11 protein-coding genes are annotated in these 12371 nt (G+C 52.0%); 1 reads left to right on the top strand and 10 read right to left on the bottom strand.

What is annotated here, in order from left to right; all coding sequences use genetic code 11:
- Positions 1 to 211 precede the first annotated feature (211 nt).
- The 10 genes from K331_RS0112470 to K331_RS0112425 all read right to left on the bottom strand — a co-directional run bounded on the left by K331_RS0112470 (position 212) and on the right by K331_RS0112425 (position 10010).
- A complete protein-coding gene (locus tag K331_RS0112470; protein ID WP_028590549.1) occupies positions 212 to 964 on the bottom strand; it encodes an amino acid ABC transporter ATP-binding protein in 753 nt (250 codons plus the stop codon).
- Positions 961 to 1671 (bottom strand): amino acid ABC transporter permease, encoded by a 711-nt coding sequence (locus K331_RS0112465; RefSeq protein WP_028590548.1) that lies wholly within the window; start codon positions 1669 to 1671, stop codon positions 961 to 963. Before K331_RS0112465 ends, K331_RS0112470 begins: the two co-directional genes overlap by 4 nt.
- The gene (locus K331_RS0112460) at positions 1668 to 2435 is read right to left on the bottom strand and encodes an amino acid ABC transporter permease (protein WP_028590547.1); all 768 of its coding nucleotides are present in this window, start codon (positions 2433 to 2435) and stop codon (positions 1668 to 1670) included. Before K331_RS0112460 ends, K331_RS0112465 begins: the two co-directional genes overlap by 4 nt.
- Positions 2436 to 2464: 29 nt before the next feature.
- Positions 2465 to 3316: a transporter substrate-binding domain-containing protein gene (locus K331_RS0112455; RefSeq protein WP_404821482.1), complete on the bottom strand. Its 852-nt coding sequence runs from the start codon at positions 3314 to 3316 to the stop codon at positions 2465 to 2467.
- Positions 3317 to 3789: 473 nt separating this feature from the next.
- Positions 3790 to 4992: an amidohydrolase gene (locus K331_RS0112450; protein WP_028590545.1), complete on the bottom strand. Its 1203-nt coding sequence runs from the start codon at positions 4990 to 4992 to the stop codon at positions 3790 to 3792.
- Positions 4989 to 6245 (bottom strand): LLM class flavin-dependent oxidoreductase, encoded by a 1257-nt coding sequence (locus tag K331_RS0112445; protein ID WP_028590544.1) that lies wholly within the window; start codon positions 6243 to 6245, stop codon positions 4989 to 4991. Before K331_RS0112445 ends, K331_RS0112450 begins: the two co-directional genes overlap by 4 nt.
- A gap of 29 nt (positions 6246 to 6274) precedes the next feature.
- Complete coding sequence (locus K331_RS0112440; protein WP_028590543.1) at positions 6275 to 7147, bottom strand: LysR family transcriptional regulator; 873 nt, start codon at positions 7145 to 7147, stop codon at positions 6275 to 6277.
- A 145-nt stretch (positions 7148 to 7292) separates the two neighbouring features.
- Positions 7293 to 7841 carry an NADPH-dependent FMN reductase gene (gene ssuE / locus K331_RS0112435; protein WP_028590542.1) on the bottom strand — a complete coding sequence of 183 codons (549 nt, stop codon included), beginning with the start codon at positions 7839 to 7841 and terminating at the stop codon, positions 7293 to 7295.
- Positions 7842 to 7929: 88 nt separating this feature from the next.
- The gene (locus K331_RS0112430; protein ID WP_028590541.1) at positions 7930 to 9303 is read right to left on the bottom strand and encodes an LLM class flavin-dependent oxidoreductase; all 1374 of its coding nucleotides are present in this window, start codon (positions 9301 to 9303) and stop codon (positions 7930 to 7932) included.
- A gap of 431 nt (positions 9304 to 9734) precedes the next feature.
- Positions 9735 to 10010: a glutaredoxin family protein gene (locus tag K331_RS0112425; protein ID WP_028590540.1), complete on the bottom strand. Its 276-nt coding sequence runs from the start codon at positions 10008 to 10010 to the stop codon at positions 9735 to 9737.
- 275 nt (positions 10011 to 10285) lie between these two features.
- Here K331_RS0112425 and K331_RS0112420 point away from each other — a divergent pair, with 275 nt between their 5' ends.
- Complete coding sequence (locus K331_RS0112420; protein WP_028590539.1) at positions 10286 to 12304, top strand: methyl-accepting chemotaxis protein; 2019 nt, start codon at positions 10286 to 10288, stop codon at positions 12302 to 12304.
- The last annotated feature ends 67 nt before the right edge of the window (positions 12305 to 12371 follow it).

Here is a 12371-nt window from a genome sequence, read left to right as displayed (position 1 = left end):
ATGCTTTGTCAGACCACGACGCACCGCTGCTAGCAGCAAAAAGAAACTGCCCTGTCCTCCAAGATTTCTTACCTTCTTGGACAGACAGAGCAGTTTTTTTGTATGAGGAAGATAAGGATTGCTGGGCTGCTGTGTTGAACCTAGATACTCTGTCACACACGCAAATATCTGGCTCAAAGGCTTGCCGCGATGGCCTGCTTACAATGTAGGCTCAGATGACATAGCTCCAGTCATTTGAGAAGCGACTGAGGAACTGGCGGGTACGCTCCTGCTGTGGTCGTACAAATATTTCTTCGGGCGTGCCCTCCTCTACGATGAAGCCGCCGTCCATGAATACGACATGATTGGCTACCTCTCGGGCAAAGCCCATCTCATGAGTCACGATAATCATCGTAATTCCACGCTCCGCGATCGCCCGAATCACTGTCAGCACCTCTCCTACCAGCTCGGGGTCGAGTGCCGAGGTGGGCTCATCGAACAGGATGACCTCGGGATTAAGCGCCAGTGCCCTGGCAATACCTACCCGTTGCTGTTGTCCGCCAGATAGCATGCTGGGATAGGCATCAAACTTCGATGAGAGCCCGACCTGCTCCAGAATCTGGGCTGCATATGCACGGGCCTCGGCCTTGGGTCTTTTTTGCGCCACAATCAAGCCCTCGGTTACATTGTCCAACACTGTCTTATGCTTGAACAGATTGTATTGCTGGAAGACCATTGCCGTCTTGCGGCGTAGCTTGAGAATATCGGCACGACGCGCATGGCGGCAATCCACCGACAGGTCTTCTACCTGCACTTGTCCCTCATCCGCATGCTCCAGAAAATTCACGCAGCGCAGTAGGGTGGTCTTGCCAGAACCGCTTGGTCCAAGTATGGCTACGACATCCCCCTTCTCTACCTTAAGGTCAATGCCTTGCAGCACCTTATGATTCCCGTAGGATTTATGAATATTGGTTAATTGAATCATGAGACTCCTCCCTTGCTATACAAGGCTACCCTGCGTTCAAGCAGTGCCGTCAGCCGCTCAACAATCACCGTCAGGGCCCAGTAGATCACCGCCGCCGCGATGAAGGCCTCCAGGAATTTGAGACTCACCGAGGCTACAACATCCGCTTTGCCGAGGATATCCATCTGCGACACGGTAAAGGCCAGCGTAGACCCATGTAGAAAGCCTATGAACATGCTGCACAGATTCGGCAATACGGCTCCGATGGCCTGTGGCAGGATAATGCGGTACATGGCTTGCGGAGCACTCATTCCTACCGCCTGCGCCGCCTCCATTTGCCCCGGATCGACAGCCAGGATACCGGACCGGATCATCTCCGACATATAGGCGCCAGCCGTCAAGGAGAAGGCCAGAATCACGAAGACCAGAATCGGTACGGAAGCCGATGTGATCCCCCAGCCATAATGCTGGGAGAGCTTATCAATAATCATGGGCACCCCGTAATAGATCAGGAACAGGTGCAGCAGCATCGGCGTCCCGCGTATAAATGATACGTAGAAGGAGCTAAGCGGGTAAAGCACAGGTACTTGATACAACCGGATAAACGCCGTGAGTAGCCCAATCCCGAACCCGAAGATGAGCGGCACCACCGTGATGACGAGAGTGAGCGGCAGCGCCTCCAGAATTTTAAAAAATGAACTGACAATAAATCCGTAATCCAGCGTCATGATCTCACCCCGATTCCCTTCAAGCCCTTCTTCAGCCCACTTGTAACGAATGCCCTCCGCTTCCCGGCCTGCAGAGGCCGTAACTGATGGCGCTGGAGTCTGCCTTCGGCAGCTGCAATAATTCTCTCCAGCACAAGCACAATGACGTAGTACACGATAGCAAGGCTGATGTATACTTCCAGCGCATGGGAGGTAGCGGAGATGAGGGTCTGCCCCCGCCCCACCATATCCATGACACCTACGGAGAAGGCCAGCGAGGTGTCTTTAAGCGAACCAATCAACGTATTCGCCATATTAGGAAAAGCCACCACTAATGCTTGCGGTGCCACGATTCGCCGGAACGACTGGAATGCGGTCAGCCCGGAAGCATAGGCCGCCTCCGTCTGTCCCTTGTCCACGCTGCGTACGGCACCTCTGTAGATCTCCGCGAACGAGGCTGCATCGCTCAGTGCATAGGTCACGATGACAAAGAGCATCGGATCTGCTCGCGACAGATCCACCCCCAGGGGTCGCATCAGCTCTGGCAGCCCATAATAGATCAGGAACAGCTTAATCAGAATCGGCGTTCCTCTCATGAAGGAGATATACACCGTCGCGAACTGGCTCAGCAGCGGAATCCGATACAGACGCACTACTGCAAGGAGCAATCCAAGCACCAATCCCAACGAGATGGAGCCCGCCAGCACAATGAGCGTAATATGCAAATATCGCAGCAGCTCTGGCAGGAAAACCAGGACCAGTGACAGATCAAATGCTTTTCCCATACTTCACCGTTCCTCCTCCCGCGATCACGCTATTCCTCAACCGTATAATCTGCCCCCAGCCACTCTGTGCTCAGCCTGGAGAGCGTTCCATCCGCCTTGATTTCCTTCAGAGCCTCGTCGACCTTCGCCTTCAGCTCTTCATTATCCTTATTAAGAATGAAATAGACCTTGGAATTCGATAAAGCGTCTCCTACGGTCTTCAACTGCGCATCGACCACCTTGTTCTGATAATCAATGGCAAATGGCGTGCTGATCGTCGCATCTACACGTCCCGTCTTGATCTGGGTGATTGTGTCCTCACCAGCTCCCGAATAGACAATATCAATGGCATTGCCATTGGCTGCATTCCATTTTTCCGCCAGGACAGCTGCATTACTCGTCGCGCCGACAATCAGCTTCTTCCCCTTCAGATCATCAATCGACTTTACATCATTGTTGGACTGGCTAACCACGACCTTGTTCGGAAAAATATTATAGGCCTCATCATTGAACAGGAATTTGGCCTGACGCTCCTCATTCACTTCCATCTGGTGCGCAATCAAGTCAATTTTGTTGGTCTCCAGGCTGAGCAGCAGATTCTTGAATTCCATTGTACTGAATTCGAACTCATAATCAGGCAGACGCTTGTCGATTTCACGAATCAGCTCGACGTCGTAGCCTGTCAGCTTGCCGTTCTCATCAATAAAGCAGACGTTAGGGAATTGTGTGCCCGTACCCACGATAATCTTCTTAACCTGCTCCGTACCGGAACCAGCTGCCCCCGAAGAGCTTGCCTCGGTACCTTGACCAGTGATGGAGCTGCACCCGGCAAGGGCAATGATCGTGATCATCAATGCAGCTGCCTTGATCATCCGCTTGAATCTGGTGTGCTTTACTGTCATATGGATTCCCCCTATGTGCCGCGCAGCGGTCTTTAATGTATGCCCGACTACCTCTGTGATGAATAAATTATAATTATTCACATTTGTAAAGTCGGGTTTATGTTTTTCACAGAATATCATCTCGTACTCCTGATCGGCAATGGCTAACTAATAGGAGTTCTTGATGGTGTTATAGATTTTCTTTATTTTACAATCTACAATATTGACCCTTGCCCTCAGAGCTACCCGCAGACTAGTGTGAAAAAGCCGTCGGAATCATCCATGCATGAATCCGGCGGCCCCTCTCGTTTATCAGATAACACACGAACAGCTACACTCATGCTCATAATCGCTTATGGCTTACAGATGCCCATGCCTGTCTCTATACCAAAGGATGCTAGGTAGTATGAACATGTGCACATCATGCCACATCATGAGTACATTGTGCGTACATCATGAGTACATCGTGAGTACATGCGCACATCGTGCGTACATCATGCCTTACGTGAATCGGAGCGATGATTCAGCTCATCCAGCGCTCGCTCCGCAACAGCTGCCAGATAGCAAGCTGCAAGAGGCAGAGCCTCTTCATCGACCTCAAATGATGGATGATGCCATTCATGCGGACCCGACGTGCCAAGGAATGCGAATAAGCCTGGAGTCTCCCTCTGATAGAGTGCAAAATCCTCCCCAGCCGGAGAAGGAACAGCTGTAATGACCTCTAACCCCGCTATCTGAGCAGCCTGTTCAGCAGTCTTCACCCAAGCAGCCGCATTCGTCACTGCTGGCGGCCCCTCGATCCAGCGCACAGAAGCTGTGGTGTCAAATGCCGCGGCTACCCCGGCTACAATCTGATCGACCCGAGTGCGTACCCGCTGACGAACTCCTTCATCAAATGTACGCACCGTACCGTCCAGCACCGCCTTATCAGAAATGACATTCCAGGTCACTCCACTGTGCAGACGCGTCACACTGACGACTGCACTCTCCTGCGCCCCTACATTCCGGCTGACCACAGACTGCAAAGCAGTAATGATATGTGCCGCGACAACGATCGGGTCCAATCCCGCCTCCGGGACGGCAGCGTGCGTGCCACGCCCCTCCACTTCAATGACGAACCCGTCTGCAGCGGCCATTAAGGCTCCTTCCTTGATGCCAATCACACCTGTCGGCAGATCGGGCTTGTTGTGCAGACCGAAGACAGCCTCTACCTGCTCCAATGCACCACTGCGAATGACCAGTCTGGCTCCCTTCGCATTCTCCTCCGAAGGCTGGAAGAGCAGCCGCACAGTCCCCTGTAGCTCTGACTCCCTGCGCTTCAAGAGAATACCCGCACCGATCAGAGCTGCCGTGTGAAAGTCATGGCCGCACGCATGCATTTTACCAGGGATCTTGGAAGGATAATGATGCGTACTAGCTTCCTGCACGGGTAGGGCATCTATATCAGCACGCAGTGCGACTATCGGACCTGCCCCACTTCCTACCTCCGCCACAAGCCCTGTCGGGAGCTCGAATTGATCTGCAACACGAATCCCCTCCTCGCCCAGCCAGTCACGAATGGCAGCAGTCGTCTCATATTCCTCCATAGCCAGCTCTGGATATTGATGCAAATGCCTATAGAACGTCCTGAGCCTCTCGCTACCTGCCGAATCTCTTCCAGTATGGCGCTGTTCTGCTGCCTTCACATCATTACTCATATCACTTGCTCCTCAAATGACCGCAATGCATGACTCAGCAGTTCAAAGGTACGGATGCGATGGGCGAACACTCGTGTAGCTGTCGTCACGACCAACTCATCTACAGACAGCTTGGCGTGCAGCTCCCGAAGCCGTTGCTCGACCACCTCCCGCGTCCCTCGGATCACGTTCGGCTCCAGCACCTCGATGCGGTAGGCCTCAGCCGATTGGCGCCCATATTCCTCGGCCTGCTCGATAGATGCCACCGTCAGCGTTTTCCCGCTCTCCAGATGAATTTTCACCAGCATATGTTCGCCAGCCAAAGCTTCCGCTTCGGCCTCACTATCGGCTACGATCACGGACAGCGCCAGGACAACATAAGGCTTGTGCCCGTGAAAGGCATCAGCGTCGATGTGTGCTTCTGAATGAGCAATTGTGGGTGATTCTGTATGCGATTGAGCATGTACGTATTGTTGAGCAGGTGTATGGGATTGAATATGAGTATCTTCCTGAGTTTCTGTATGCGATTGAGCAAGCGTGCGTTGCTGAGATTGTATATGAGATGCCTCCTGGGATGTCGCCTCGAATGACGCCCGATATTGGCGGAACGCCTCTTCAGCCACCGTGACATCCCCGTTAATGAATAGGGAGAATACATAGGGCAGGCCCAGCCTCCCAGCCATCCGTGCACTATCCACACTCGCTCCCAGTACGAACAACTCAGGTGGCGAGGTGACCACAGGTGTAGCACGCAAGCCGTGCAAGGGATGCTCGCCAGGTAGCTCATCCTGCAGGAAATGGCGCAGCTCCACAAGCTTATCCTCCAGCGATGGGGCTACGCCAGCATTATTGGACACTCCTGTCCCTCCATGATCTGTGGCGGCCTCTATGCTCCCTCCCCCTCCTTGCTGCAACGCACGTGTAGAACGAGGCAGTCCGCCGGGAGCTCGCCCGATGCCCAGATCAATGCGATCAGGCCCCAGAGCTGCCAGCACATTAAAATTCTCTGCTACCTTATAAGGGCTGTAATGCTGCAGCATGACACCACCAGAGCCCAGGCGAATGGTGTTCGTCTTCGCGAGTAGATGGGAGATCAGCACCTCCGGCGAGGAGCCCACTACGTTGGCAGAGTCGTGATGCTCCGATACCCAGAATCGGTGATATCCGAGCTGTTCCGCCCGCTGGGCGAGCTCGATCGTATGCTGAAATGCCTGCGTAGCACTCTCCCCCTCGTAGATCGGGCTTTGATCCAATATGCTAAGACGAATGGCCATGTAGCTCTCCTCCTGAACCTCTATATTTTCTATAAATGTCGAAGCAGCTCCCCAAATGTATCCGCAAAGGGAGAATGCTCCTCCTTCAAGGTCACTACGCTAATTTGCAGCGACACCCCGGCAACCTCCGGAACATGAATTGGGATCAAGCTTCGCTCATGAACTTCCTTTCTCACAGACAATCCTGGCAGGAAGGTAATACCTGCCCCTTGAAGCACCAGCTTCTTCGCTGTCTCTGAGTTATCCACCTGATAGGTGATATCTGCCGGGTGCTCCAATGCGTCGAAGGCACGGTGAATTCGCATCCAGTCCAGAGAACCGCATTCGAAGAAGACAAGCGTCTCGCCGTGCAAGGCCTCCAGACTAACCTGGCCCAGCCTCGCGAATGGATGATCTTCATAGACATACAACTGAATAGGGTCTTCATAGAACGCAACGGTACGGATAGAAGGATGCATCACCTTACGCACAAAGGCGAGATCAATCTCCTTGGCTAGCAATCTGTTCACGAGCTGATCCGTAGGAGCCGTCGTCAGCTTGATGCTGACCTCTGGATAGGCCTCCTTGATCTTGGGCAGGAAGTCGGGAATTACATAATTCGATACAGATACCGTACTCCCCAGACGCAGGGTCTCCAGTAATTCCTGACGCCGCTGTAAGGAATGCCGTCCCTTTTGAAGCACCTGTAAAATCTGCTGCGCGTAAGGAAGGAACTTTCTGCCTTCATCCGTCAGCACGATTTGCTTGCCCATACGATTGAACAGCTTGCAGCCCAGCTCTCGTTCCAGAGTCTGGATACGTGCCGTTACCGACGGTTGAGACAGGAACAGAATTTCGGCTGCTTTGTTGAAGCTGCCATAATGATGGATATAGACGAATGCCTCAATGTTCTCGATATTCATATGCCGCCTCCGCACAGGCGTCTTATAGACACCTTTAAATACAACATAACCAATTAACTTACTTGGTTTTTTGTATCATAATGCGGACTTACGCTGCTGTCAACCAATGGATAATCTCCTAATGGCTTATTCTCTCTTCGAATCCCTAAGAAATGGCAGGCTGAGTAGTAGGCAAAGTCTCTGTAAGCTCCTGTAGGGAGCGCTCCAGTCGTTCAATAATTTCTGCTGACAGGGAGAAGCCTCCTTGCTCTAGACGAGTAATTCCCTGATCGACTGCATAGACGCCTCCCAGCAGCTGTCTCGCCCCCAGCGCGGACAGCACAGGCTTCAACGCATAATCAATGGCTAGCAGATGAGCTATTGAGCCGCCAATGACAAGCGGAAGCACAGGCTTTCCTCGTAATCCCTCCTGTGGAATCAGGTCCAAAAACAACTTCAGTACACCGGAATAAGCCGCTTTATATACTGGAGTCGCCACGATTACGGCATCAGCTGCCTGCACGCTTGCTAATGCCTGCTTGACCGCTATGCTGTTAAAGTCGGCATAGACCAAGGCCTCAGCTGGCAGAGCCGATACCTGAATGACCTCCACAGACAGTCCAGCTCTCTCCAGCACTTCCGCGCTGTAGCTGGTCAGCCCGGTAAGTCGTGAGCTCACCGAGGGTGCGCCCGCAATGATTACTACATGTGGCATATCATGACCTCCTGATCCGTTGAGGGAATAGGGTAGAATTCTTTCTTCCCCTTATACTTGACTGATCGCTTTATACATGACTGTTGCTTTACACTTGACTGGTCGCTGCTGTAGCTGGTGCATCCACGGATGCCGTGGACGACTTATAATATGCTGCATACTGATTGACCGGAATCGGCAGCCCCAGATTCCCTCGCAGCGTGTCCGCCTCATATTCCGTGCGGAAGAGTCCACGTTGCTGCAGGATCGGTACAACTTGCTCCACAAAATCAGCAAAGCTGGAAGGCACACCGCCTGCCACAATGAAGCCATCTGCTGCCCCGGCCTCGAACCAGGCTTGCAGCTTATCAGCAATCTGCTCCGGAGTGCCAATGAAGCCCGTCCGTGGTGTCGCTTCCCGCAATGCCACCTCGCGCAGCGTCAGCTTCTGCTCCTGTGCCTCCCGCTTGATTCGATCCGTCGTACTTCGGAAGCTGTTTCCGCCTAATTCTCCGATCTCCGGGAACGGCTCATCCAGCGCATATTGTCCAAAATCATGATGCTCGAAATACCGGCCCAGATAATCCAGCGCATTCTGGATCGTGACCAGCTTCGCCAGCTCCCAGTATTTTTGCTCGGCCTCTTGCTCCGTCTCCCCTACGATGACGCTGATCCCTGGCAGAATTACAATATCCTCCGGTGATCTTCCAAAGGCCACCGCACGCTGCTTGACATCCTGATAATAATCCCGGGCTGACTCAAGAGTCTCATGGTTCGTGAATACTGCATCTGCATGCTTCGCGGCCAGAGTCTTACCATCCTCCGAGGCCCCGGCTTGGAAGATGACTGGCTGACCTTGACGAGAACGAGCGATATTCAGTGGTCCTTTGACCGAGAAGAACTCACCTTGATGGTTGAGCGTGTGCAGCTTCTCTGGATCAAAAAATACACCTGTCTCCTTATTACGTACAAAGGCATCATCCTCCCACGAATCCCACAGTCCCTTGGTCACCTGCAGATATTCATCTGCAATCCGGTAACGCAGCGGATGCTCGGGATGCTGTCCCTTGCTGAAGTTCAGGGCAGAGCCCTCTAGTGGGGAGGTCACGACATTCCATCCGGCACGACCATCGCTCAGCTGATCCAATGAGGCGAATTGACGAGCCACCGTGAATGGTTCGCTATACGTCGTGGACAACGTGCCGACAAGACCAATTCGCGAGGTCACGCCACCAAGGGCGGATAGAACGGTAATCGGCTCGAAGCGATTGAGAAAGTGTGGAAGAGATTTCTCCGTAATATAGAGCCCATCTGCCACGAAGAGAAAATCGAATTTACCTTCTTCAGCCTTGAGCGCTTGCTCCTTATAGAAGCTGAAGCTAACACTCGCATCTGGCTGGGCATCAGGATGTCTCCATCCTGCCATATTACCGCCCACCCCATGCAGAATAGCCCCCAACTTGATCGATTTGCGTTGACTCATGAATCATCTCCACCTTTCGCATACTTTCGCTTAATGTACCTTGGGCAACGAACGGCCTACACTTGCTCTTGTATATGGCCTCCTATCGGCCACACACCCCGTACTACAGCATTGTTTATGCCTGGCTATATATGAATCCTGGTTGATTTTCGGTAAGCTTGCACCTTGACCAGATCAAATGTGAGTGTAGAGCGGCTGCAAACGGGGAGCTGTCGACCATTGTTAAGATTACTGTTCTAATGAACGAATTTGAAAAGCTGATGAACAGCAAGCTTAAAGATGGGCACTTCGTTTCTCTAGGGCTTCCCCTCTTTCCGCTTACGACTAAGCTCCCAGGATCATTCAACCTAAATCAAATTCAGTCAAGGCACTAATGGAGCGAATGAACTGTCAGAGCCAGAGGCTATATCTCACGAGGCCAATCCGCCGAATTACGAGACGACCTCTTCCCCGGCGGCAGCCAGCAGCTTCTCCAGCTTGGCCAGATCAGGCTCCAGCAAAGCCTCATAGACTCCGCCTCTGCCTACCTCCACCACAGGCACGTGGCGAATGCCATACTTCAATTCCAGCACGTCGCGCAAAATGTCGTTGCCTGATACTTCAATATTTTGATAAGGCTGATTCTTGGACTCCAGATAAGACTTCACTTCTCCGCAAAAATGGCAGCCTTCCTTACTCCAAAGGACAATAGTAGTGGATGATGGCATCAGAATAACCTCCCAATCATGGTATATGGATAGAATAGAACGAGTGTCTATACTTCATAATACCTACCTGTTAAATAGGAATTATGATGTTAAATGTACTCCCTCCCCTTCTCAACGTCAATTCGGACTCCAATAGATTATGACTATTCACAGATAGAACAATTCAATCTGGAGCCGCACGCAATTCCTTAATATTAAGAAAACTTAATTAAATTAGCGCAAGCATCCATCCGATATAATCTCTAAATTGTGGTTATTCAAAAGGGGATATGCCGATGCCATTTAAAAATTCACGCTTCGTTCATGCATTTCTCACCTTCACTTCGCTCCGACAGACAGCTGGCCGTATTGTGTTATCCTCTTTACTCGTCGTGATCGTCTGTGTGTCCGTTCTGTCCGTCACGTTCTATGTGCCGACCTCGAAGGAGACCATCAACCGATTGCAACACGAAATGGAGATGAATACGAAGCTGCTGGCAGAGCAAGTTGACAGTCAGCTCTCGGATAAACGTACCATCCTGCAAATACTAGCCGAGGATGGTGCAGAGTACGGGGAAGAGCATGAGCTGCATCTTAACAACATTAATCGCTCGCAGCAGCTTCACCCTGAATTCACATCCATGATCTACTCCCTTGATCCGACAGGGAAGTCTGCATTCGATTTCACAGGTAAAGAGGTTGACGTGTCTGGGCGTAGCTATATCAAGGATATTCAGGCAGGCCAGTCGTTTGTATCTGATCCAGTACTGTCCAAGGTGGATAATCAGATCATTGTTGTAATTGGAGCACCACTAATGAAGGATGGACAAGCCTTCGGTTTCTATCTGGCCTCGTATCCAATCGGCTCTGTGGTAGAGAAACTGAGCTCCTTCACACATGGCGAGACAGGGCAAGCGATCATGACAACCTCTGACGGTACATTTATTTATTTTGCGGACGAGTCCTATATTATGAACAAGAAAATCTCGGATCTGGGCAACCCCGCTCTTGAAGAGGCATTCGCCGATGCTGTGCAAAATGGCGCTAACTCGGTAAGCTTCAATCAAGACGGGACCAACCAGCTATCATATATCGTGAAGACAGACTTGAATTGGCTTGTTGTCACCAATCTGGAGGAAAGTGAATTTCTACAACCCATTAGAGCCATGCTCATGCTTGTGCTTCTCGTCGGAACAGGTATGATTATTGCGGCCCTCATCCTGAACGTTCTTATTGCACTGAAGATTGTCTATCCGATTCGTCAGTTGACACAAGGTATTGACAAGCTGGCACAAGGCGACCTTACACATCGCATCCCGGTCAAAGGAAATAACGATATTAGCACTGCACTTCATGCCTATAACACGGCTAGTGAGAGAATGCGCGAATTAATGCAGGATGTGAGCGGCCTAAGCGGGCAGCTGAGCAGCTCTGCCCACCAGCTTGCGTCAGGAGCTGACCAAGGCTCACAGGCAGCACAAAATATTTCGGAGGCTATTGTCATCGTTGCCGAGAGCTCAGACCAGCAGACCGCAAGTGTTCAGGACGGTAGCTATGCCGCCGAGAATATAGCCCTGCAGATCAACGGTATTGCTGTACATAGCACTGATGCAGCGAAGATCGCTACAGCAGCATCTACTCTGGCAACTGACGGCCATACGGCCATGGATCAGCTGAACGGAAAGATGAGCGAGATGGAGCACGGAATTAGTGAACTATCGGGCACGATTCAAGATCTGAGCACGCTATCCTCCAAAATTGAGGAGGTCGTCAGCGGTATTAGTCTTATCGCCCGTCAGACCAACATTCTCTCTCTGAATGCTGCTATTGAAGCTTCACGGTCCGGGGAAGCCGGACGGGGCTTTGCTGTCGTCGCCGATGAAATCCGCAAGCTTGCCGGACAGTCGATGGCTTCGGCGGAGCAGATCGCTGGCATCATCGGCAGCATACAAGGGGAGATCCAGCGAACCATGCAGGCCTCCGAGCTCACCGTTGCCCAGGCCCTTCAGGGCAGACAAGCTGGTGAAGCGGCCAGTGAGCTGTTCACCCGGATTCGCTCTTCAATAGGACAGGTAGCCGACAGCATTCACAGCGTATCGGCAGCAGCGGATGAGATTGCATCAGGTACTGGCAGCCTTGTCGATTCCATTCGCCATATTGCCAAATCAGCCAACGAGACCGCAGCGGAATCACAAAACGTCTCGGCAGCAGCACAGCAGCAGATGGCGTCCATGGAAGAGATTGCTTCCTCCTCGGCAGAGCTGGCCAGCATGGCCGAAAGACTGCGCACGCAGATTGCACAGTTTAAGCTGTAAAGCGAATCACCCCTAGTAATAGAGCAGGCTTTATAGGCTGGCTTTTTAGAGCAGAATTTGCAGGACA

This window comes from Paenibacillus massiliensis subsp. panacisoli DSM 21345, from assembly GCF_000426545.1.
GTDB classification, from domain to species: Bacteria; Bacillota; Bacilli; order Paenibacillales; family Paenibacillaceae; genus Paenibacillus; species Paenibacillus panacisoli.
This window is presented reverse-complemented; position numbering and strand designations above follow the sequence as displayed.